Raw genomic sequence first — 23,656 nt, 5'->3', positions numbered from 1 at the left:
CCGAGGCGCGCAGGCTGCGGATTCTATTGCAGGGCGCCGCGATAGTGGTCGCTACTGCAAGCCTGCGGCGCTGCGGATCGCCGCCGCCTCGGTGCGATGCATGTCGAGCACCAGCACTTCGTTGTCGCCGGTGCGCAGCCATGGCGCAGGGCAATACAGGCGCTGCTGCGGACCAAGGTTCCAGTAACGGCCCAGCAGGTGGCCGTTGACCCACAGATAGCCCTTGGCCCAGTCCGCCATGTCGAGATAGCAGTCGCCTGGCTGCGCGAGCGACAACGCGCCCTTGAAAAAGATGCCGGGGCGCGCTGGCTTGCCCTGCAGCGGTTTCAGCGCGGCCAGCCACGCATCGTCCAGCGGCAGGCCCACCGCCTTCCAGCCTTCCAGCGGCTTGCCGTCGAGTTGCACGTCGCCGACCAGGCCCTTGCGGTCCGCCATGGCGTGGCCGAAGTTCACGTGGCCGAAGCTGTCGACAAGGATTTCCAACGGTGCCTCGTCCTGCCTCGCCGGCAGCTGCACCTTGTTGTCCGCGCGCAGCTTGGGATGCTTCACGCGCGAGACGTAATCCACGTAACGGCCGCCGTGGAACACCGTGGCGTAGTCGCGCGCGCCGTCCAGGGTCAGTTCGCCGCCGCCCTTCAAGCCGCGGCGATACAGCACCATGCCATGGTCCTGCGCGAACAGCAGTTCGTTGGGCTGCGGCCGCTGTACATGCCGGGCAGCCGGCAGGTTGTCCCACAACGAAGCGTACGGCTGCGGTGTGACGGCGGCGAAGCTCGCCATCGGCGGCACCGCCGGCAACGCGGGAGGCTGCTGCTTCGTGTGCGCGGCGATCAGCTTGCGGAAGGCGTGATAGTCCGCGGTGGGTGCGCCATGTTCGTCGATGGGCGAGCCGTAGTCGTAGCTGGTGATGACCGGCTGGAAGTTCGAATAATCGTTGTCCGCATTGGCGCCCGCGCCGAAGCCGAAGTTGGTGCCGCCGTGCACCACGTACATGTTGAACGAGCGGCCTTGGGCCAACAGCTTGGCCAGCGTGCCGGCGAAATCGCCGCGCGCGAATTCCTTGTCGCCCCAGTGGGTGATCCAGCCGGGATAGCCTTCACCCATCCATACCGGCAGCTCGCCCGCGATGGCCTGCGCGCCCGCGAAATCGGTGTCGCCGTCGATGCCCAGTGCGGCGCCGGGCAGGTAGGTCTTCGCTTCGCGCACCTGGGCCAGCCCGTCGGAGATCGAGAACGGCCCGTGCACGCCGTTTTCCTGCCATAGCGTGCGAACCGTTTCGAGATAAGCGAGGTCGCGGCCGAACGAGGCGTACTCGTTTTCCACCTGCACCATCAGGATCGGACCGCCGTTCTCCGCCAGCAGCGGCTTCACCACCGGTGCCACGGTGGCGATGTAGCGGCGCACCGCGGCCATGTAGTCGGCGTCGTCCTTGTCGCGCACGCGGATGTGCGGATGGCGCAGCAGGTACGGCGGCAAGCCGCCGAAGTCCCATTCGCCGCAGACGTAGGGACCGGGACGCAGGTACACCCACATGCACTCTTCCTGGCAGAGGCGGATGAACTTCGCGAAATCGCGGTTGCCGGTGTGCAGATCGAACACGCCGGGTTCCGATTCCATTGTGTTCCACATCAGGTAGACCGCGATGGTGTTGAGTCCCATCGCCTTCGCCATCTGGATGCGCTGGCGCCAGTACTCGACGGGGATGCGGATCGGATGCATCTCACCGCTCATGATCTGGAACGGCTTGCCGTCGAGCAGGAAATGCTGTGCGGAAAGCCCGAAGCGGTGCGGCTTGCCATCCGGCCTGACGCCGGGTGTGGCCGTAGCCGCAGCGGCATTCGCCTTGTCGATACGCCAACTGGCTCCAAGAGCCAATGGAGTCAGCATACTCAGGCGCAGGAAGGTTCGACGTTGCATGGCGTACTCCTCGGTGGATTTCGTCATTGGCGATCGCGCAGCCAGTGCACCTGCAAGGGATTCGACCAGCGCATCGAATAATCATACAAATATGACTGCCATGCACGAAAGTCCGGCATGTCGCCCTGCGACCAGCCCGAGCCGGAAGCGAAGCGAATGACGCTGCCATCGTTGACGTCGAACAATGCCCATGACGCATCGCGCGTGCTTGCGTAGCGCGCCGTTTCGCCCGGCGCCAGCAGCAGCGCTGTGGCGATGTGGCCGGCGCTGGCTTTCTGCGGTGTATCCCACACGGCGATCCGGGTGGCACCGTCGTGCACGACATCGGCCCCGGCATGCACCGCCACGCCCGCGGCCACGGTGGCGCGCGACGCGCCTTCGATGCGGTACGTCACCAACTGCCGGTTGAGATGCGAGCCGGCATCCAGCGTGACGACCTTGTGTTGATGCAGCAGCGCGTTGCCCACGTGCCATGGCGGATAGTCCACCTCGAAGCGCAGCCGCACCGGCCCCAGCGCCGTGATGCGTACCTGCGAAGCGTTGCGCGAAGCCACCGGCGCATCGTCCAGCCAGCCCGCGGTGCCGCCGTCGCCCGGTGTGTGCCCCACGTCGTAGCTGTCCAGGCCATCGCCGTGGTCGATGTGGTACGACATCGAGGGGTCGTTCAGGCGCTGTCCTTCGGCGTCGCGCTTGTACCAGGCATCCACCACGTGCCGCGGCGGCCGCTTCGACCACACGTCGATGCCCGGAAACACCTGTCCGGCCTTTTCCAGTGCGGTGCCGTAGATGCGATACGCCACCTGCTCGTTTTCCCACGCGAAGTCGTCGTCGCGCTCGGGCACGAGGCGCGCGTACAGCGGGTTCGCGGGTTCCGGCATCGACGCAGGCGCGGGAAGGATTTCCAGTTGCTCGGTCGCCTTCGGCGCGATGTCCAACTGCACCAGCAATTGATCCGGCGTCTTGCCGCCATCGCTGGCATACGCCTGCGCGGGCAACCAATCGACGCTGCCCGCCACGCGCACGGCCAGCGCGCGCGTGCGCCACTGCGGCCGGCGTTGCAGCACGTCGGCCATCGGCAGCGTCAGCACCTCGCCGTGCCTGGCCAGCGCTAGCGGGTTGCGCACTGTCAGCTCCAGCGGCGCTGAAGCCACCGGCGCGGCAGCAGCCGCAACCATCCACAACGCCGTCAACGACGCCAAGCCCCATCTGATGCCGCGTGTCGCTGCCGTCATGTCTGCTTTGTCCGACAGAAAGAATTCGAAAGTTTCAAAAGTTATTGAAACTTTTTGAAACTCTAGCCTAAGCTCGGTTCCGGTCACAACACGCCAGCCCGCGCCGGAACCGACATGCCCGCTGCACGCCTCGCCCCGCCCCTGTTCTCATCGCGCCTGCTGCTGTACGTGCTCAGTCTGCTGGCTGCCACGCTGCTGGCCCTGCCACGCCCGGCGCACGCCGACGACCCCAGGGCCGGCGACGCGCCGACCGCCCCCGGACCGCGTGCGCAGCTCTCCGGCGCGATGCGTGCAGCCGACATCCGCCGCGCCGCAGCCAAGGTCGCCGCGTGGCAATACGCGCGGGCGAAGGATGACGACATCCTGGACTGGACCTTCGCTCCGCTCTACCTCGGCTTTCTCAGCGCCAGCGATCAGTTGCATGACCCGCGTTACGCAGGCTACGTGCGCAGCGTGGGTGAACACACGCATTGGGGTCTCGGCCCGCGCGTGCACCACGCCGACGACCAGGCGGTGGCGCAGGCGTGGTTGGCGCTTTATGCGCGCATGCCCGACCCCGCGATGCTCGCGCCGCTGCGCGAACGCTACGACATGCAGATGCGCACAGCCGACGACGCCCAGCATCCGCTGTGGTGGTGGTGCGACGCGCTGTTCATGGCGCCGGCAACCTGGGCCGGTCTCGCCGACGCCACGCACGACAAGACGTACCTCGACTACATGGATCGCCAGTGGTGGATCACCAGCGCGCTGCTGTACGACCCGGTGGAACACCTCTACAGCCGCGACGCTTCCTACCTGCACAAGCACGAGCGCAACGGCAGCAAGCTGTTCTGGAGCCGTGGCAACGGCTGGGTGATGGCCGGCCTGGCGCGCGTGCTGACGCTGATGCCAGCCGACTATCCGCAGCGTCCGCGCTACGTGCAGCAGTTCCGCGAGATGGCCGCACGGTTGGCGCAACTGCAGGGCCGCGATGGCCTTTGGCGCGCTGGCCTGCTCGATGCGGCGGACTACCCGCGCCCCGAAACCTCCGGCTCCGCCTTCATCGTCTACGCACTGGCGTGGGGCGTGCACCACGGCGTGCTGGACGAAGCCGGCTATCGTCCAGTGATAGCGCGCGGCTGGCGCGGGCTGGTCGACGAGATCTACGCCGATGGCCGCCTCGGCGATATCCAGCCCATCGGTGCCGCGCCGGGCGACTACCCGCCCGGCGCCAGCTACGTGTACGGCGTGGGTGCCTTCCTGCTTGCAGCCGGCGAAGTCGATGCGCTGAGCAAGGAGACATCGCGATGAACACGCGCCACCTCATTCCCGTCGCCCTGCTCACTCTCACCTGCGCCGCAGCCCACGCCGGCGATGCGCCCCGCTGGTGGTGCCCGCTGACCGCACCATCGCCCGCGCATGCGAACGATGCCGTGGTAACCGACGCGCTCGCGCACCTGGATGCCCAGCCACACCCCATGGCCCACGTGCACACGCAGGGCCTGTTGCCGCACCAAGGCATCCACGACGCCAGCGACGAAGCCGAACGCGACTGGCCGCTGGCGTTGCGCGCCGCGGTGGCATGGCGACTAAGCGGCAAGCCCGAGCTGCTGCAACAGACGGCGCGCTACCTCGACGCCTGGGCCAACACCTACCAGCCCGACTTCAACCCCATCGACGAGACCAACCTCGCCAATCTGTTCCAAGCCTACGCACTCACCCGCGACGCGTTGCCCGCGGCCACCCGCAACGCAATGGCCACACTGATACACCGTATTGCCGAGGGCTACCTCGCCCGCCTGCAGGCCAAGGCCGGCTCCACCTACATCAACGACATCAACAACTGGCAGAGCCATCGCATCAAGCTGCTTGCCGTCAGTGCCGCCGCGCTGGGCGATCCGCCACTGATCGCCGCAGCGCGCGAGCGGCTGCTTCTCCAGGTGGCCGCCAACATTCGCCCCGATGGCAGGACGGTGGACTTCGCACAACGCGACGCCCTGCACTACGTCACCTACGACCTGGAACCGCTGGTGCAGGCCGCACTGGCACTCTCGCCCTATGGCAAGGACAACCTGCTCGAGGGCCGCTCCTCCACCGGCAGCTCCATCGCCGCCGCGCTGGATTGGCTGGAACCCTATGCCGAGGGCCGGCGCGCACATCAGGAATTCGTACATACCAGCGAGCCTTTCGACATCGAGCGGCAAAAGGCCGGACTGAAGGGCTACGGCGGCACCTGGGATCCGCACAACAGCGCCGCGCTGTATGCGCAGGCGGCGGTGCTGCTGCCGAAGTACCGGGCGCTGTCTGGACAACTGGGCAGTGCACCACCCGTGTTGCAAGCCTGCGCGCTGTCCCCGGAGCGCAAGTGATGAAGCGCACTGTGCTTGCCACGCTCGCATTCGCCGCCGGTCTAGTCATACCCGTATGCCATGCCGCCGACACCACCACCGCATGGCACGACCGGCGCTTCGACGCGAACGTCGGCGGCGTGGTGAGCCGCTCCGACATCGTGCTGAAACACGCAAACCTGCGCGCCGACGAAGCGATGCCGCTGGGCAACGGGCGCCTGGGCCTCGCCGTGTGGTCGGAAGACGGTCTGACCCTGCAGCTCAACCGCGCGGATACCTTGCCGGGCCGCCTGTCACCGGGCCAGATCGTGCTCGCTGGCCTCAAGCGTTTGACCAAAGCTCCCGACTACGCGGGCCGGCTCGCCCTCCACGATGGCGAATTCCGCGAGAGCGGCGCAGGCATGCAGGCCACGGTCTACGTGCAACCCGACACCGACGTTGCCGTGGTCGAAGTGCATGGCGCCGATCCAAATGTGCGGCAGTCGGTGCTGCTGCACCTGTGGCAACCGCGCAAGCCACGGGCCATCGCGCAGCAAGGCGTGGCCGTGCTCGCCGAAACGTGGAGGGACGACAGCGAAGCGGGCGCCTCCGGGCAGACCTTCGGCTCGCTGGCCGCGATCACGGCGCAGGCCCGCGACGTGCGCGCGCAGGTGCAAGGACCGCAGGCGGTGGAGCTGTCGTTCAGACCCGAGGCGGACGGCTCGTTCCGCGTACTGGTCGCCGCGCCGGAGTGGAAAGGCGGCGATGCCCTGCAGCGCGCGCAGGCGCTGCTCGCCGACGCCGGCAGGATGCCCGACGCCGCGCACCGCGACTGGTGGAACGCGTTCTGGCAGCGCGCCGGCCTGATGAAACTCGGCTCCACCGACGGCAGTGCGGAATACATGGAGAACCTGCGCGCGATCGACCTGTACGCCACCGCCGCCGAAAGCCGTGGCCCGCTGCCGGGCTCGCAGGCCGGCCTCGCCGACCTGTTTGCCTCCACGCGCGACCAGCATCGCTGGGCGCCTTCCGCGTACTGGCACTGGAATCTGCGCATGCAGGTCGCCGCCAACCTCGGCGCCGGCCTGTACGAATTGAACGCGCCGTACTTCAACCTCTACCGCAGCAACCTCGCCAACATCGAGGCATGGACAAAGGCGCAGATGGATGGACGCCCCGGCGCCTGCGTGCCGGAGACCATGCGCTTCAACGGTCGCGGCTACGAGAACGAAAGCTGGATGGGCGGCCCAGGCATCAACTGCAGCGCGAAGTCGCCGCCGTATTACAACGCACGCACGCTGAGCACCGGCGCCGAAGTCTCGCTGTGGATCTGGCAGCAATACCTCGCCACGCAGGATCGCACCTTTCTCGCCGCCAACTATCCGGTGATGGCCGCCTCTGCGCGCTTCCTGCTCGCCTACGCCAGACCCGGCGTGGACGGCCTGCGGCACACCTTCCCCTCCAACGCGCACGAAACGCAATGGGACGTGCACGACCCCACCACCGACATCGCGGCGATGAAGGCGGTGTTCCCCGTCATCATCGAGGCGGCGCAGACCCTGCACACCGATGCCGCGCTGGTCGCCGAGTTGCGGGGGGCGTTGCCAAAGATCCCCGCGTTCCCGCCGCAGAAATCCGGCGACGGCAGCGTGATCGGTCCGTCATACGACGCCGGCGCGGAAATCCAGAACACGGAGAACATCGGCCTCGAACCCGTCTGGCCCTATGCACTGATCGACGAGGACGGCCCGCAGCATGCGCTTGGCGTGCACACCTACCTGCAGCGCCCGAACAAGTTCGAGAACGACTGGAGCTCCGATCCGCTGCAGGCTGCGCGCCTCGGCCTCGCCGATGAGGTGAAAACCGCCCTGCTCACGCTCACCGGCAAGTACCAGCAATACCCCTCCGGCTTCGCCAAATTCACCGGCGGCGAGTTCTACGTCGAACAGATCGGCGTGGTCGCCGCCACGCTGCAGGACGCGCTGGTGCAGGACCACGACGGCCTGATCCGCATCGCGCCTGCATGGCCGAAAGGCTGGAACGCCGACGCCACGGTGTACATCAAGCAGCGCAGTAAGGTCGACCTGCAGATACGCGATGGCGTGCCTGGCACGGTAGTGATCGAGGCGGGAGCCGATGGACGCATGACGGTGCGCAATCCGTGGCCAGGAAAATCGATCGAAGCCGTCGAGTCAGGTAGCGGCAAGCGCGTTGCCGGGGCAGACAAGCAGAACGTGCTGAGTTTCGATGCCCAGGCCGGCAACGCTTATCTGATCCAGCGTGTCGATCAACCGAGCGCGAATCTTCCGTATGCAGCCATCAACGGCAGCGCGGCCAGCGAACCGAAAACGTTGGGCACGAGGCATATCGGCTTGCCGTAAGGCCTCGGCTACCCAGATCGTCATTCCGGCCTGCGCCGGAATGACGAACAAAGCACGATGGCGGCATGCGTTCTACGTGGACATCGGGGTTCGAAATTATTCCCGACAGCGGTGGGCCTGCGCCGGGATGGCGAGCGAAAGAGCCAGCCTCGACACATATCTCAACGGTGCAAGCTGGTGGCCCCGCCAATAGGCACACCGCTCGTGCGGTGGAAATCCAGTACAAGGATTTCGTTGACGCCCTTGCGCCACCACGGCGCGGGGCAATACAGCCGCTGCTGCGGGCCCAGGTTCCAGTAGCGCCCCAGCAGGTGGCCGTTGACCCACAGGTAGCCCTTGCGCCACGCACTCATGTCCACGTACGCATCCGCTTCGACGTCGCGCGTGACTTCGGCGCGGAAGAACAGGCCCGGCCGATCGGGTGCCGACGGTGATGGCGCGTTGCGTACGCGCTGCAGCAGCGCATCATCCACCGGCAGGCTGTACACGTCCCAGTCCAGCAGCGTCTGGCCATCCAGTTGCGCGTTGCCGACCAGGCCCTTGCGGTCGTTGTATATCTGCGCGTTTCCGATATGGCCGAAGCTGTCGATCAGCAGGTCGAGCACACGCTCCTGCCCGTCCAGAACGAACTTGCCCGCGGTATGCAGGCGTGGGTCGACGACGCGCGAGACGTAGTCCACATAGTTGCCGTCGGTGAACATCGTGGCGTAGTCGTGCACGCCGGTGAGCTGCAGTTGCCGGCCGCGCACACGCTTGCGATAGAGCACCATGCCCTGGTTCTGCGCGAACAGTTCCTCGTTGGAGCGCGGCGCGTGCACCTTCTGCGGCGCCGGGAGAAGATCCCACAGCGAGGCCACCGGCTTCGCCTGCACCGGATCGAAACCCGCGATGGCTGGCGTCGCCGGCACTTCGGGCAGGCTGTGCGGTGAGTGTTGCGCGAGCAAGGCGCGGAAACGGTGATAGGCCGGCGCGGGTGCACCGTGTTCGTTGATCGGCGAGCCGTAGTCGTAGCTCGTGGTCACCGACAGGAAGCCACCGCCGTCCGCGCACGAAATGCCGCTGGAGGTGAGGCCGAAGTTGGTGCCGCCGTGCACCACGTAGAGATTGAACGAACGTCCGGCGGCCAGCAGTTGCTTCAGCGTCGGCTCGAAATCGTCCTTCGGGAAATCCTTCTCGCCCCAGGAGGAAATCCAGCCGGGATAGCCCTCGCCCATCCATACCGGATGATCGCCGGCGATCGCTTGTGCCGCCTCGAAATCGGTATCGCCATCTAGACCGAGTGCGACGCCCGGCAGGTAGGTATGTGTGGACTGGATCTGGCTGAGTCCGTCGGAAATCGAGAACGGGCCTTCGATGCCACGCTCCAGCCACAGCTGGCGCAGCACTTCGAGGTAACCGAGGTCGCGCCCATACGAGGCATATTCGTTCTCGATCTGCAGCATCAGGATCGGCCCGCCGTTCGCCACCAGCAGCGGCGCGATGCGCGGTGCGACATGATCGAAGTAGCGGCGCACCGCCGTCATGTAGCGCGCGTCGTCCTTAGTGCGCACGACGATGCTCGGGTCGCGCAGCAGGTACGACGGCAATCCGCCGAAGTCCCACTCGCCAGCGACGAAGGGGCCGGGGCGCAGGTACACCCACATGCCCTCCTCCGCGCACAGGCGGATGAAGCGCGCGAAGTCGCGCGCACCTGTGGTCATGTCGAACACGCCGGGCTCGGATTCGTAGGCGTTCCACATCAGGTACAGGCTGACGGTGTTGAGGCCCATCGCCTTCGCCATGCGGATGCGCTGCCGCCAGTATTCGGGCGGGATGCGGATCGGGTGCATCTCACCGCTCTTGATCTGGAACGGCTTGCCGTCGAGCAGGAACTGCCGCTTGCCGAAGCTGAAGCGGTGCGGCTTGCCGTCGTTCGGCCGCGGCGCGTGGTCGTCTTGCGCGGGTAGTGCGTCGGCACGCAGGCGAAAGTCCGCGGCGAGCGTGCCAGCCACGCTGAGCGCACCGAGTTTGAGAAAGTGTCTGCGTTGCATCGGTTCTCTCCTGTTGCCAAGCTCTGAGGCTTATCCCGGTTTCCGGGGACGCAATTCGAATTCCGCCGCAGCCAGCGATGGTGCCTTGGCGCACAGCCGGATCATTCCGCTCGCTTTGCGCGAACGCAGCAGCACCGAAGCGATGCCTGCCTCGGCCATGCGCGGGTTGTCGCCGATCAGTTCAGCCGGGCCATCCACCTCGAAGGCAACGAGCTGCGTGGCGTCCGGCACCGTGGTGCCGTGTGCGTCGACGACCGTGGCATGCACGAACACGAGGTCACTGCCATCCGCGGCAAGATCCATGCCTTGCAGATCCACATCCATGGCCAACGCGACGGCTTCGCCCGGCGTCTTGCGCACCTGGCTCGCCACGACATGCCCGCCTATGTACGCAACCGCCTTCAGTTCGCCCGCTTCAAAGGTCACATCCTTGAAGGTGAACGGCGGATGCGCCAGCGCCCTGGCGTTGCCGCCGCCGTAGATAGGCTGGTTCACGTTGCTGGCGCGTTCGTCGCGCGGCGCGCCGGACTGGTGTTGCCAGTAATTGAGGTCGAAACCGCTGCCGTCGCCAAAGGGAACGTCCGGGCCGCTGTCCGGTTTCCGCCGCTGCACCTCGCGTCCGTTGACCAGCAACACCACTTCGTCGGCATTGGAGAACACCACCACGTCATGCGGGGATTTGGCCGTCCAGTAATTGGCGATGAAAACCACGGGGCCGCTTTCGAAGCGCGGATCGCGCAGCCCGGGCGGGCGCTGGCTCCTGAAGAAGTGGTAGAGGAACTTGGGCAGGCGGAACAGGTCCATCGCACCGCAGGTGGCGACCTGCGTGGACATGCCGCGGTTGTTGTCGATGGCCTCCCACGCGCACTGGCCCCAGGTCCACGGCAGCTGCAGTTGCTGGTTGAGCGCCGTCTGGTAATTCCACGCCTGCACCAGCATCAGGTATTCGCCGCTGCCGCGGTCGTAACGGCTGTACGCGCCAAACTGGTTGTCGCCATATTCGCGGTGCAGGCTCATCGCACCGTGTGCGCGGCTGGGGCGGCTGTGCGTTGCATCGTCCCAGCCGCTGTAGGGCACGTCGTAACTGCGGATCAGCGCGTCGTCGTGGCCTTCGGCATCGCCGCAGGTCAGCATCTGGCTGCCCGGGTATTCCTGGCGTGCCACGTCGACCATGTGCCGGAAAAAATCGTCGTGGCCGTAGGTCTCGTTGAGTGTGACCTCCCACAGCACGGCGCAGGCGTGGTTGCGGTCGCGACGAATCGTGTCGCGCAGGTTCTGCTCCACCGCGGCACGGAACACCGCGTCGTCGGTGAAGTGCTGCCAGCCGGGAATGCACTCGATCACCATCATGCCCAGCGCGTCGCAGGCATCGAGGAACGCGGGCGACTGCGGGTAGTGCGACAGACGGATCAGGTCGAAGCCGGCCGCCTTCAGCTTCTTCGCATCGCGGTACTGCGCCCGGTCGGACAATGCATTGCCGACGTATGGGTAGGCCTGGTGGCGGTTTGCGCCGCACGGCACGCGATGCTTGCCGTTGAGGAAGAAGCCGCGGCGCGGGTCGGTTTCCAGCCAGCGAATGCCGATGCACTGGCGCGCTTCATCGACCACCTTGCTGTCACGCAGCAGGCGTACCGTGAGCCGATGCAGGCTGGGCGACTCCGGCGACCACAACGCGGGCGAATCGACTTCGAGTTGTTGCCGCACCGTCGCGCTTTGCTCTGTATTGCAGGATTGGCGGCCGGTTTCGGCCCGCGCCACCAGTCGGCCATCCGCATCATGCAGCGTCGCATGCACCACGAACGCGGCGACATCGTCGCCGTCGTTGCGCACATGCGTCGACACATCGAGCACGGCTCGCCTCGCCGAAGCCTGCATGCATCGCGCGAAGACACCGCCACCTGCGACGCTGCCGGCCAGCACCGGATCGGTGATGTGCAGGGCATCACCGACGCGCAGCGCGACGTTGCGGTATATGCCGCTGAAGTAGCAGAAATCGAGTTGCTCCGGCGGCTTGCCGGGTGGCACGTCGGGGTTGTAGCGGTTGTCCAGCCGTATCGCGATCACCGCTTCGCCGCGCGCGCGCAGGTCGTCGGAAAGGTCCACGCCGAACGGCAGGTAGCCGCCTGCGTGCCGCAATCGGTGCACACCGTTCACCCACACGTCGGCGACCTGCATGGCGGCTTCGCTCAGGAACCACACCTTGCGTCCGCGCAGGTCTTCATCGATGCGCAGCCGTTTGCGGTACCAGCAGAAACCCTGGTAGGTATGGGAAACGTTCCAAGCCTCCAGCCGCCCCCAGTGCGGCAGGTTCACCCGCTCCCAGCCCGCGTCGTCGAAACCGGCATCGGATGCCGCAGGTTCATCGCCGAGCTTGAAGCGCCAGTCGTCGTTCCAGCCCAGCGTATGGCCTGCCCCCTGCCCCTGCAGCGAAGCCGCGCCGGCGCGTGCAAGCAGCGGGCTGGCCAAGGTGGCCAGCGCAAGTTTGTTGAAGCCACGGCGCGACAATTTCATGCATTCAAACCTTTCATGCCGCACGCAGCCCGCTCAAGCCATCAGTAGGTGAATTGCCGATGCAGAGTCCCTTGCTGAGGATCGATGTATCCATGGCTATGTACATGGATCACCACGGTTCGCAGCACGTTCTTGTCATGGATCGTCGGCGAGCTGGATACCGCCCGCCCGCAAGCGGGCGCGCAACGCATCCAGCTGATTGCCATAGCACGCTGCCCGGGCAGTATCGGAGCGCATGCCCTGCCGAATCTGCACTGCGCTCGGCAAACTCTGCACGGCACGGCGCGTCTTGTGGAACGCAAGGCAGGCAGGGTCGAAAGGCAGGTCGCAGAAGTCCAGCAGTCGACGGATGGTGGCATCCGGCTCAGTCACCAGCGCCTCGTATTCGAGATCCATCACACGATCCGGATGCTTCTGGATCCAGAAGCGCGTCAGCCGCATGAAATCGATGTAATAGTCGGCAGCGTCGGCCAAATCGCAGGCAAAGCCATACATGGAACCAAGGCACTGCCGGTAGCAGGCCAGACAGGTTTCCACCGGATCGCGTCGGACCACGATGACGCGTGCCCCCGGCAGCATGGACAGCGCGGTACCCGCGAACAGCCAGTTGGCCAGGCTCTTGTCCGTGAATCGTGGTTTCGTCTCGCGCCAGCGGGAAGTCAACGTGAGGTATTCGTGTCCCAGCCGAGACCAGTCCTGCGCGCCGGCATCCGGTATCCAGCTTGGGAACAGCGAGCGCCGGCGCCGTGTCTCGGCTTCCAGAACCTGCGCCATGTTCTTTATCTCGTTGGCACCTTCCACCTCCGGGTGTGAGGCGAGGATCTGCTCGACCAGCGACGACCCCGAACGCGGCATGCTGGCAACGAAGATGGCCTCGCGGCCGAATTCGGTGTCTGACGGGGACGGAATCGTTCCCTGGAAAGCCCCGAGCACAGCTTGCGCGCGTTCATGCGCGGCAGCAGGGTTCCAGCGCACCCGCTTGCGCCCCAGTTCGTTTGCGGCCCGGAATGCATCGAATGCCCGGATGTAATCGCCGCGCATTTCAAGCAGCTTGGCCTGCACAAACCAGAGTCGCTCCTGCTCGTCGGCGGGTCGCCCCGGGCGCTCCAGCGCACGTGCGAGCAGCTCGAAATCGCCGGGTTCGAAGCAATCGGTATTCAGGTACGAAAGTCCGAACCAACCCTCGGCATTGCCTGGATCACGGCGCAACACCTCGCGGAACTCCTTCACGGCCTCGTCGAGCTGACCGAAGTTCGTCCAGACCCTGGCAAGGGACAACCTGGCCAGCAGATGATCCGGACTGAGTGCCAGCGCCTTTTGCAGCGCAGTCGCCGCCTCCTGCGTGTAGCTCTGCCGGGCAAGCGCCTCGCCCAGGTCATACCACGCATCCGCGAAGGTCGGGGCCAACTTGCAGGCCAGGCGGAATTGTTCGATCGCCTCGTCGCCACGATCCAGTTCGGTCAGCGAAACCCCCAGTCCGATCCGCAGCATCGGATCCTCGGGCCAGGTCCGGGTGGTCCTGAGGAAACATTCGACGGCGCCAGCGTGATTGCCCAGGCGCTGGCTGGCGACCGCCATCATCTTGAGCGCCGTGGGATTGTCAGGCGCAAGCGCCAGCACGCTGGTTAACGCATGCGCCGCATTCGCAAATCGCCGCTGATTGAACTCGGTCGTGGCCTGCCTGAAGAGACGGGCCGCCGTCGGAGATGACAGTCGTGGATCAGCGGCGACACCGGGATCGGGAGTTTGGGTCATGCAGGATCACGCGATGTGGTGGAGTCGGAGACGATGCAGACAGGCGACCTGCCGGCATCACCCTGACTGTAAATCCCTGACCAAGGACATGGATTGGACTGCACAGGCCGTCATGCCTGTGCAGCTTTCGAGTCGCGCTGCCTGCAACGTGCCCACTAGTTGAACCGGTAACGCAGTATCAGCGATGTGGTCCGGGGCGCGGTCAAGGTGTAAGCCATGTAGTTGACGCTTTGCACCGCCTGCGTCTGGCTGATCATCTGGCCCGTATCAAAGGTCTGGTTACGGTCATTGATGCCCTGGTGATCGGTCAGGTTCTGCACCTGCAGATTCAGGCTGAGCTTGTTCTGGTTGCCGATCTTCCAGTCATAGCCCACGCTGAACCCAAGCGTCCACATCCATGGCAAGCGCATCGAACCACGACTGTTGGGCACACCGTCACAGAAGTAGGTATTCGGACCAACGTTGTAGTTCGCAGGAGATGAAGCATCCGGATAACTACCCAGGCAACTGATGGGGGCACCCGAATTCATGCGCAGGATCGAACCAACATGCAGCCCCTTCAGTCCGTTCTGGAAGTAGTACGCACCCGAAGCGACGAAGGTATTGCGGACGTCATCGGACAGGTTGCCATCCCCGGCAACCTGTATCTCCGGGTAGTAGAACGCGTATGTCTGCCCGATGTAGCCTGGATCGCGGTGCGACAGATCGAGCAGGCCATCGGTATTGCCGAAGGACCTCGCAAACGTGTAGCTGAGGTCGAGGTAATAATGCGCCGTCGACGTGGGCTGATGGGTAAGGCCCAGCGTCATGCGGTAATACTTGTGCAGCGGCGGCTTGATGCCGAGCACGGACGCCGGGATGTCCAACTCCTGCAATCCGCCATTGCCGGCAAAATCACGAATCAGCACCTGGTGGTTGCCGGGATTCACTTCATAGCATTGGTGAACCTCGTTGCTCGCAACGTAGTTGGGATATCCATGCGATTGGGCGTATGCCGTAATGGCATCCTCCTCGCAGGTATCCTCGACCAAGCGCTTCAGATCCGTGAAACCAAGTACACCCAGCCCGCTCCAGCCGTCGGAAAAGGTTTTTTGCGCGTACAAATTTGCAGCGTACTGGTATGGCGCATGGATGTTCTTCGCACCAATCTGATCTGGCGTGGCCGGCAGTCCGTTGTTCATCAGGAACGTCGGGCCAATTTGCGTCAACCCGGTGGGTGCGTTGTTGCCGTCACGCCCGGTGTAGGTATAGAAATTCTCGTACTGCAGTTGCGCCATGCCGATACCGGCATTGAAATTTGCCGGCATGGCGATCGAATACCGCCCAAGGTTCGCACCCACCTTGAATGAGCTGTCGCCATCCACATCCCAGGACACGCCCAGACGTGGCGTGAAGATGGGCAGGGTCATGACCGGGTCGCCGAGGCCATCAGTGTAGGTGTTGCTGTCCCACCTGACGCCGCCATACAGCACCACGTTGGTCGACGCCTGCCAAGTATCCTCCACATAGGCGGACTTCCGGTGGCTCCGCACGGCGAACCACTCGTTGTCGAAATACTGCTCGACATAGTTGCCGTTGGTACTCGACACCGTGGATCCATTGGCCAGCACGGCACCCGGCTGGTCGTAATACATGTAGTTGCCGTCGGGCTGGGTTCCCCACTGCCCGGACTGGAAGTCACGGTAATACTCGGCACCGAACTTGATCTTGTTCTCCCCCACCCACCAGTCGAAATCAGCCTTGTAGCCGTGCTCGGTCACCATGCTCGGGGAATAGACGAAGAACTGGCTGGTTGGACCGATGACCGTGGTGACCTGGGTCAGGGGATTGGTCGAGGAAACGTAGGGCGCGCTGATGCCGCTGTTGCTCGAGGATGGCGTCACGCTGCCTTGCTGGGAATTGCCCACCATCAGATGCATGCTGAAGTTGTCGCTGATGTCCCACTGGTAATCGCCGATCAGCAGATGGGACCAGTTCTCCGGATGCGACCATCCTGTTGAAGCGCCGATCGACGAGGGGACATAGGGCGTGTTGAGGGTGTAGTTGGTCGAGAACGAGCTTCCCGAGTCGTGGATGGCCAGCACATCCAGGGTCTGGTTGTTGGTGATGTTCCACGTCAGGTTGAGAAGCTGATTGTCATCGCGATTGCTGCTGGTCGAGGCTGAATATCCACCGTATGTAGTGCTTGTAGCGGGAATGGTCTGGCCAAGTTCCGCAAACACGAACAACTTGTCCTTGATGATCGGGCCCGATGCCCATTCGTACTGGGTGGTCGACGGCGCATAGTGATCCGCCGTGGTGCGGTAGCTGTAGTAATCGCCTATCGAATTGAACGTGTTGTGACCGATTGGCATCAACAGGGCAGACGTAGGGGGCGTGAAATACATCGAATAGCCGGCCCGGAAGGTGTTGTCGCCCTGACGCACGGTGGAGGCAAGGATGCCACCCGTCGTGTTCGACCAGGATGCATCAAAGTTGCCGTCTATCGTGTTCGTGCTGCCGATGGCCTCGGCCGGTATGTTGAAGCTGCCGATGTTGGTACTGTTGTTCGTCGCATCGAATCCGTTGACGTAAAAACGGTTTTCGGCCGATGTCGCGCCGTTCATCTCGATGCTTCCGGTGGTTTGCGAATCGTATGTGGTGTTCGAGTTGAGCAACGCAATGCTTTCCGCGCTTCGTCCCGTGGGCAAATCATTGACCAGGTCCATGCTGTAGTGACTGATGAGCTGCGACGTGCTCACGTCGATCGGACTGATGTCGAATTTCTGCTTCTCAGGCGCTTCGGTTGCGCTGACTTGCACTGCTCCGAGGTTCGTGGCCGACTTTTCTCCGCCGACCGGTGCAGTTGCGGACGAAGCCACCGAGGCGGGCGACATCATGCCCGCACGCACGACCACGGTAGCCCTTCCGACCACGGCCCCGCTTTTGAGCAACTCAACGCTGTACGACCCGGGATTCAGCGCATTGATCATGAATTGACCGTTGGCGCCCGGTGCCACAGTGCGCTGCACACCCGTCGTCGCGGATTGGATATGGATGGTTTCGCCTGCCGCTGCCTGCCCGTATATGCCACCGGTCACGGATTGTGCAGAGGCGACTCCCGAGGCTCCAAGTGCAAGCATCACAGCAAGCGTCAGTGAAACGCGCTCGCCTGTTCCCTGTCGACCCGATGTCTTCATTGCCTTGCGCATGCTCATCACCTCCTTCAAAGAAAAGTCGAAAAGCGCCGATTGCTCCCACTGCCAGAAAAGAAACATGGGCATCAGCACGGGCATCAGGACAACTTCCGCAAGCGGGTGAACCTGCTTGCTATCTCGATCAAGCGCCAGCACCTCACCCGACTACCGCCATAGACGGAGGTAGCGTCTTTGGTGACGTGCTCAACGTGCGCGTTTGCCAAGCGCATGCCCGGGTTCTCGCATCCAGTGGGCTGGCGAGATCAGACACAGCCTGGTTCCGCAGATTCAGGGGCACGCTTTGCTTTGCGAGTGGCATCTCACTCGACGTGGACGACTCTCTCGGACAGACAGCCTTCACAGCTCCCCAGAGGAACATCTGAAATTGCCACGACACCCTCCCCTACCGCGCATCCGACGGCCCAGTGGCCTGATCGGCAACTATCGGATCGATTGGATGTTGCGGTCACTCCACTCAAGTGACCGCAAGCCACGAATGAAAATGTAAGCATAAAATACTACATATACTTACGTTTTGTAACGTAACCATGCAAGACGCTCTTGTCAATGGTTTCGTCATCTTGTGATTTCATGACATGGCTGGTCGCGAAGTACGGGGCTCGTATCGACCCCGTTCGACCCATGGCCGATCTCAAGGTGCCGGGCACATCCTGTTGACATGGATCGGCAGGCCTAGTGCAATCGCGTGATCGCGCGCACCAGCCGCCTGCTGCACCGCCAGCGCCGCAGCCGGCAGCGTTATCAGATGAGTGAAGTTGGGCGACCACACTTTGGTGGGGCCGGCGTTGTGCGGTTTCCCTGCGTCATCCGTCCAGTTGCCGGTAATGCGCAGGTGGCCGCTCCACGAGGCCCACGCACTTATCCAGGCGCCCAGCACCACGTTGCGTTCCACGTCGAAATACGTGCTGTGCTCGTCGAGGTAGATACCGTTGCCTTCGCCGCTGTGGCGCATATCGGTGACGTTGCGAACCACGCACGAGGTGCCCGGCGTCGATTGCGCCTGCGTGTAGATCGCGCCGCCGTCGGCCAGCTGCAGCATCACGCGTTCGATGCGGTTGGCCACGATGTGGATGGACGACTGCACCGGCGCCTCGCCTTCGTAATCCCAGCCCCAGCCCACCGAGATGCCGCTGTACGGCAGGTCGCTGATGGTGTTGTGCGCGATGACGAGGCCGTTGACGAAGCCGGCCATGATCGCCACGTTGTCGCGGTAGGCCAGCGCCACATGGTCGATGTGGTTGTCGGCGATCACGATGTCGGAGGTCTTGCTGGCCGGGTCGACGGGGTGCCCCTCTGTATCGCCCGCGAACACGCCGCCACCGCCGATGTCGGTGAAGCGCGAGTTCGTCACCGCCGCGCCGTGCGTGCCGCCCGCCAGGGCGATGCCTGCCGCCGCAAGATGCTGGAAGCTGTCGCGATCGAACACGATGTCGCGGCCGGCCTCCACGGCCACCGCGCTGGCTATGCGCGTCATGCCCTCGCCATTGTCGGGCAGTGCTGCGCGGCTGTTGCCGTCGACCAGGTAACCCGCCTGCAGCGGCACGTAGCCATCGGCGGATGCCGGCTTGCGCCATTCGGTGCCGGCGAAGGTGATGCCGCTGAACACCAGGTCGTGCACCGGCGCCTTGAGGGTGCCGTTCAATACCAGCAGCTGTTCGAGCACGGGCAGCTCGATGGAAGGCGCATGCGCGGCTTCAGCGGGCAGCGGCCGATAGCGCAGCACGTGGTGCGCCGTATCCACCGTATAGCCACCGGGGGCGGACGGATCGCCGGCAAGGTTTTCGAACCAGTCCACGCCGGCGTAGTACTTGCCCACGGGACTGGCCACCGACCAGCCGTTCTTGACGGAGTCCAGCGTGACGTTGCGCCAGCACGGCTGCGCAAGGTCGACACGATCCCGACCCAGTGCAACCACACTGCAGCGGAAGTCGCGCCAGCGCTCGTGCATCACCGCCAGCGATCCCACCCGCAGGCTGTGCAGGATCGCCGGCGGCACTTTCGACAAGCCCTTCGCATCTACCACGCAATGCGGGCAGGCTTCGGTGCGCGACGGCCAGCGGCGCTGGCCGTCAATGTAGATGCTCGATGGCGCATCATTCGACGGCAGCGCGAAGCTCCACAGCACGCCATTGCGCGTGCCCTGCACGAGTTGGCTGCCGGACAGCACCGGATGCGCGCCCGGCGCGGCCTGCCAGCGCACCGAATGGCCGTATGAGCCGCTGTCCGAGGCATCGAATTGCAAGGGCTGTTGCAGGCGATAGGTGCCGTCCTGCAATTGAACGGTGATGTCATTGCGGCCTTGGGCACGCAACGTGCGTACCCGCGCCTGCGCGGACTGCAGCGTGCAAGGTGATGACGCATCGCAGGTGCCGTTGGCCGTCCCCCCAGGCGCGACGTGCAGGGTTTGCGCATGGGATGCGAGCGGCAACAGCAACAACGCAGCAAACGCAAGTCCGTGACGCAAAGCCCCTCTCCCCTCGGGAGATGGGTTGGGAATGAGGGTTCGGGTACACCGCTGCGCCTCGCTTCGACCGAACCCTCTCCCGGCTGCTGCCACCCTCTCCCGGAGGGAGAGGGATTCACTCGGCGACGTTTGCGCAAACGACATGTACTCATCCAAATGCATGGAGCATTACCTCTTTCGTTGGTAGTCTCACGGCTTGCATAGCCCCAGCCGCTGCGTCACTTCGGTCGCCAGCTGCCACGGGTCGCCCTGCGGCGTGGCCGGCTCCTCCTCATGCGAGACCGCCCACGCATGCTCCATCGCGTACCAGTCGATCTTTTCCGGCGGCTTGCCCGTGGCCAGCGACTGTTCGAGCGAAGCGAAGAAACGCCGCCAGCGCGGCTCGTACAAACCGCTCACCAGGCCGGACAGCTCGCGGTTGGCGTAATCGTGCAGGCCACCCACGTCGGCGCCTTCGCGTTCGCCCCACACGGTGATGATCGCGCGCTGGTCGTAAGCGAACTGCGCCGCTTCGGCCTCGTTGCCCGCCTCCGCGCGTGCCGGCGCGAGCCAGTTGCCGAGCAGGAAGTCTGGATCGCTGGCGAGCAGGCGGTCGAGCAGGGCCATGTCGCTCAGCCATTCGGTATCGAGTGCATGCAGACGTGCGGCATCCTTCGCAGCGTAGGCCGCCTCGATCCGCGGCAGCAGCACGCGGGCACGGTTGGCCAGCGTCTGTCGCGCCACGTCCACCACGTCATGGCGCCAGGCACTGGTGTCGCGCAGCGCCGGTGCCACCTGCAGCAGTTCGCAGATGGCCTGCGCGAAATGTCCGGCGTCATAGCGCATCGCCCTGGGCGACCAGCTCGCCGCCGTGGACACGTCCTGCGAGGGACGCGCCTCGAACAGGCTGTCCTGCGGCTCCGAGTCGCCGTCGGATGGCATTGCGTAGGCGGTTTCGGCGAGGATGCGCCACGCAGCTTCGGCATGCGTGTCGATACCGCCATAGCGGCTGTCGGCGTAGGACTTGAACCATGCGGACTCATCATCGGGCACCGGCTCCCACGCCAGCGCGGTGAACAGGGCGAACGCCGCCGGATCGATGCCGCTAGCCTCGGGCATCCAGGCGATGCCGCGCAGCTTGCTGCCGGGCTTGCTTCGCCACGCAGCGAAGCGCTTGAGCCACACGTCTGCATTCGCGCCCAGCGTGGTATGACCGCCAAAGTTGGGGATGCTGCCGAAAGCATACGGTGTGCCGTGCCAGTCCTTCTCGCGGTCCAGCCCGTCGTAGCGATCCGACAGACCGTCGACGATCAACAGACGTTGACGGTCTACCGCATCAATCACCGCCGGCAATGGGTTGTGCTGCCAGCCCAGCATTACCCAGCGTGCGCCCGGATGCGCGGCCTGCAGCGCGGCCATCACGCCGCGCGCGGCATCCGCCACCGGCACGTTGCCGGCGCGGCCGCCTTCGTGCAGCAGATCCATCTTGTACATCGAGCTGTCGCCGAACAGCGCACGCTGCTGGCGGTAGAAATCCGCCGCAACCTTCGCGTAGAGCGGATCGCGCGGGTCGAGCCAGTCGGGGCGTGTGAAGCCCACCCACCTGCCCTGCGGCACCACGTTTGCGCCTGGATGCTTCGCCGCGAAGCCCGGCGGCACGGTGCCGAAGTAACCGGGGAACACCGGCGTGATGCCCAGTTCGCGCAGGCGCGCCACGATCTTCTGTGCCAGCGCCACGCGCCGCGCGTACTGCTGCGGCGACAGCGGCGCGTCGAAGCCGGACATGTTCTGCAGCAGCCACCACGGCTGGTGCGCGGTGGCGGGAATCCACGCGCGCATCTGCGCATCGTCGTAACCGAAATCCCGGAAGGTGCGGCGATATACCTCTTCGGTGCCGACCGTCATCAGCACTTCGTCGATGCCGTGCAAGGCGAGCAGGTCGATCTTGTGCTCCCACGCTGGCCAGTCGAGATAGGCATTCGAGTAGCCATCGTCGGTGTCGTTGAGCGCGTAGCGGTCCGGCACCGCGACCCAACTTTTTATCGGCGCGTCGGGCGCCGGCAGCGTGGCAGACAAGTGCGACAGGCTGTCGCCCGGCCAGCCGATGTCGACGTGCGCCACTTCATGCAGATAGGTTTCCACGCCGGCAAGCAGCACCGCCGGTGTGGTGCCTGCAATGACGATGTGTCCAGACGTGCCGTAAATCACGAAACGATCCGGCCCTTTCAAGGGATCAAGCGTCTCCAGGGTGATCTGCGCCTGCCAGCGCGGCAGCAGGCGCTGCAGCGCCGCGCGTGCCGGTGCAGTGTCGAAGGCCGGTTTCGTCGGCGTGGCGGCAAAAACGGCGGGTACGCCGGCACAGGCCAGCAGCAGGCAAGCCAACCATCGTTGCAGTGGTCGTTTCATATTGCGTTGCTCGCAATCACGCCGCGGTAGAACTGCGAACTCAGCTTGGGCGTGCGCTTCTGCGTGGCGAAATCGACATACGTGATGCCGAAGCGTTCGGAAAAGCCACGGCTCCACTCGAAGTTGTCCAGCAGGCTCCACAGGAAATAGCCGCGCACCGGCGCGCCGTCCGCGATCCCACGCTGCAGCTCGGCTAGGTATTGCTGCAGGAACATCACGCGATCGGTGTCCAGCACGCGCCCCTGGGAGTCCGGCGCTGCCGTGCTGGAGGTGCCGTTCTCGGTGATGTAGATGTCGCTGATGCCCAGCGCCTCCGCCATCAGCTTCGGCCCCCAGTAAATGGCACCCGGCGCAAACTGGATCCAGCTGCTCTGCATGTTCGGATAGGACGAGGGGAACGGCACGACCTCGTAGCCGCGCTCGTTGTCGGCCGCGATGTAGTAATCGCCGGTGTAGATGTTGAGGCCCTGGAAATCGGTCTTGCTGCCGATGATGCGCATCTCGTCGGCGGTGAACTTCGGCGCGTCCGCGCCTAGCGTCTTGAGATACTGGTCGGTGTAGCGCCCCGTATGCATGGCGGTGAGGTAGCCGGCGTTCTGCTCCACCGCGGCCTTGCGCGCGGCGGCCACGTGCTCGGGCGCGTCGAAGGCCGGCATGGCTGCATTGATGCCTTCGGCCGAACCCACCCTGGTCTTCGCGTTGGTGGCCGCGCGTATCGCCTGCACGGCCAGACCATGGCCCAGCAAGGCGTAGTGCCGCGCCTGCTCCAGGGCCTGCCCTTTCAGCCCCAGTCCCGGCGCCATCGACGTGCTGCCGTAACCGTTGCCGATGAAGGTGCTGATCTCGTTCATGGTCATGAAGTGCCGCACGCGACCATCGAGCTGGCCGGCCATGTAGCCGGCGTAATCGGCGAACGCCTTGGCGGTGTCGCGGTTCTGCCAGCCGCCCTTGCGCTGCAACGCCTCGGGCAGGTCCCAGTGGTACAGCGTGCAATACGGCTCGATGCCGGCCGCGTGCAGCGCATCGACGAGGCGCTTGTAGTAATCCACGCCTTTGGCGTTCGGCTTGCCCGTGCCCTCGGGAAAGATGCGCGGCCAGGCCACCGAAAACCGGTACGCACCCACGCCCAGCCCGCGCATCAGGGCGATGTCCTCGGGGTAACGGTGGTAGCTGTCGTCGGCCACGTCGGCGGTGTCGCCATGCACGATCCTGCCCGGTGTGTGTGCGTACACGTCCCAGATCGACTCGCCGCGCCCATCCGCCTTGACCGCGCCTTCCACCTGATAGGCCGCGGTGGCGGTGCCCCACACGAAACCTTTGGGGAAGACGCGTTTCGCTGCGCTGCCTTGCGCGTCCGAGGCGGCGGCGGTTGCCGCGCTTGCTTTCGCCGCCAGCGGAATGGCGCATGCCGCCGCGAGGCCACCGATGGCTTTGGTGAATTGCCGGCGTGTCAGGATGGGATTCATGTGTGGGCCTCT

Annotated in this window: 12 protein-coding genes; 3 read left to right on the top strand and 9 right to left on the bottom strand. The window is 64.7% G+C overall.

Going from position 1 to position 23,656, the window contains the following annotated elements; genetic code table 11:
* Nucleotides 1-51: 51 nt before the first annotated feature.
* Nucleotides 52-1,917 (bottom strand): beta-galactosidase, encoded by a 1,866-nt coding sequence (locus ISP25_RS19355; protein WP_404616048.1) that lies wholly within the window; start codon nucleotides 1,915-1,917, stop codon nucleotides 52-54.
* A 23-nt stretch (nucleotides 1,918-1,940) separates the two neighbouring features.
* Nucleotides 1,941-3,149, bottom strand: coding sequence for a DUF4861 family protein (locus ISP25_RS19350; RefSeq protein ID WP_404616047.1), 1,209 nt, complete (start codon nucleotides 3,147-3,149; stop codon nucleotides 1,941-1,943).
* Nucleotides 3,150-3,263: 114 nt separating this feature from the next.
* Here ISP25_RS19350 and ISP25_RS19345 point away from each other — a divergent pair, with 114 nt between their 5' ends.
* From ISP25_RS19345 to ISP25_RS19335, 3 genes are read left to right on the top strand one after another with little or no spacing between them, the layout of a single operon-like run.
* Complete coding sequence (locus ISP25_RS19345) at nucleotides 3,264-4,439, top strand: glycoside hydrolase family 88/105 protein (protein WP_404616046.1); 1,176 nt, start codon at nucleotides 3,264-3,266, stop codon at nucleotides 4,437-4,439.
* Entirely contained in the window at nucleotides 4,436-5,497 is a 1,062-nt protein-coding gene (locus ISP25_RS19340; protein ID WP_404616045.1) for an alginate lyase family protein, read from the top strand. Before ISP25_RS19345 ends, ISP25_RS19340 begins: the two co-directional genes overlap by 4 nt.
* Nucleotides 5,497-7,836 (top strand): glycosyl hydrolase family 95 catalytic domain-containing protein, encoded by a 2,340-nt coding sequence (locus ISP25_RS19335; protein WP_404616044.1) that lies wholly within the window; start codon nucleotides 5,497-5,499, stop codon nucleotides 7,834-7,836. The genes ISP25_RS19340 and ISP25_RS19335 overlap by 1 nt, the downstream gene beginning before the upstream one ends.
* A 161-nt stretch (nucleotides 7,837-7,997) precedes the next feature.
* On the opposite strand, the gene ISP25_RS19330 is transcribed toward ISP25_RS19335, so the two are convergent.
* The 7 genes from ISP25_RS19330 to ISP25_RS19300 form a co-directional block, all read right to left on the bottom strand.
* A complete protein-coding gene (locus ISP25_RS19330) occupies nucleotides 7,998-9,866 on the bottom strand; it encodes a beta-galactosidase (RefSeq protein WP_404616043.1) in 1,869 nt (622 codons plus the stop codon).
* A gap of 30 nt (nucleotides 9,867-9,896) precedes the next feature.
* The gene (locus ISP25_RS19325) at nucleotides 9,897-12,377 is read right to left on the bottom strand and encodes a glycoside hydrolase family 2 protein (RefSeq protein WP_404616042.1); all 2,481 of its coding nucleotides are present in this window, start codon (nucleotides 12,375-12,377) and stop codon (nucleotides 9,897-9,899) included.
* 135 nt (nucleotides 12,378-12,512) lie between these two features.
* On the bottom strand, nucleotides 12,513-14,132 hold the full coding sequence (locus ISP25_RS19320) for a tetratricopeptide repeat-containing sulfotransferase family protein (protein WP_404616041.1): 1,620 nt from the start codon (nucleotides 14,130-14,132) through the stop codon (nucleotides 12,513-12,515).
* 155 nt (nucleotides 14,133-14,287) lie between these two features.
* On the bottom strand, nucleotides 14,288-17,407 hold the full coding sequence (locus ISP25_RS19315) for a TonB-dependent receptor (RefSeq protein ID WP_192156465.1): 3,120 nt from the start codon (nucleotides 17,405-17,407) through the stop codon (nucleotides 14,288-14,290).
* Between the two features lie 553 nt (nucleotides 17,408-17,960).
* Nucleotides 17,961-19,793: a right-handed parallel beta-helix repeat-containing protein gene (locus ISP25_RS19310; protein ID WP_404616040.1), complete on the bottom strand. Its 1,833-nt coding sequence runs from the start codon at nucleotides 19,791-19,793 to the stop codon at nucleotides 17,961-17,963.
* Nucleotides 19,794-19,982: 189 nt separating this feature from the next.
* Nucleotides 19,983-22,178, bottom strand: coding sequence for an alpha-N-acetylglucosaminidase (locus ISP25_RS19305; protein WP_404616039.1), 2,196 nt, complete (start codon nucleotides 22,176-22,178; stop codon nucleotides 19,983-19,985).
* The gene (locus ISP25_RS19300) at nucleotides 22,175-23,644 is read right to left on the bottom strand and encodes a GH1 family beta-glucosidase (protein WP_404616038.1); all 1,470 of its coding nucleotides are present in this window, start codon (nucleotides 23,642-23,644) and stop codon (nucleotides 22,175-22,177) included. Before ISP25_RS19300 ends, ISP25_RS19305 begins: the two co-directional genes overlap by 4 nt.
* Nucleotides 23,645-23,656 lie beyond the last annotated feature (12 nt).

Source organism: Rhodanobacter hydrolyticus (assembly GCF_044904645.1).
Note: the sequence above shows the minus strand (reverse complement) of the source record. Positions and strands in the feature narration are given on the sequence as shown.

Excerpts from the sequence above, each read along its gene's own strand:
- ISP25_RS19330 (WP_404616043.1), bottom strand. The coding sequence starts at position 9,866 with ATGCAACGCAGACACTTTCTCAAACTCGGTGCGCTCAGCGTGGCTGGC.
- ISP25_RS19300 (WP_404616038.1), bottom strand. The coding sequence starts at position 23,644 with ATGAATCCCATCCTGACACGCCGGCAATTCACCAAAGCCATCGGTGGC.
- ISP25_RS19320 (WP_404616041.1), bottom strand. The coding sequence starts at position 14,132 with ATGACCCAAACTCCCGATCCCGGTGTCGCCGCTGATCCACGACTGTCA.
- ISP25_RS19335 (WP_404616044.1), top strand. The coding sequence starts at position 5,497 with ATGAAGCGCACTGTGCTTGCCACGCTCGCATTCGCCGCCGGTCTAGTC.
- ISP25_RS19340 (WP_404616045.1), top strand. The coding sequence starts at position 4,436 with ATGAACACGCGCCACCTCATTCCCGTCGCCCTGCTCACTCTCACCTGC.
- ISP25_RS19305 (WP_404616039.1), bottom strand. The coding sequence starts at position 22,178 with ATGAAACGACCACTGCAACGATGGTTGGCTTGCCTGCTGCTGGCCTGT.
- ISP25_RS19315 (WP_192156465.1), bottom strand. The coding sequence starts at position 17,407 with ATGCCCGTGCTGATGCCCATGTTTCTTTTCTGGCAGTGGGAGCAATCG.
- ISP25_RS19325 (WP_404616042.1), bottom strand. The coding sequence starts at position 12,377 with ATGAAATTGTCGCGCCGTGGCTTCAACAAACTTGCGCTGGCCACCTTG.
- ISP25_RS19345 (WP_404616046.1), top strand. The coding sequence starts at position 3,264 with ATGCCCGCTGCACGCCTCGCCCCGCCCCTGTTCTCATCGCGCCTGCTG.
- ISP25_RS19350 (WP_404616047.1), bottom strand. The coding sequence starts at position 3,149 with ATGACGGCAGCGACACGCGGCATCAGATGGGGCTTGGCGTCGTTGACG.
- ISP25_RS19355 (WP_404616048.1), bottom strand. The coding sequence starts at position 1,917 with ATGCAACGTCGAACCTTCCTGCGCCTGAGTATGCTGACTCCATTGGCT.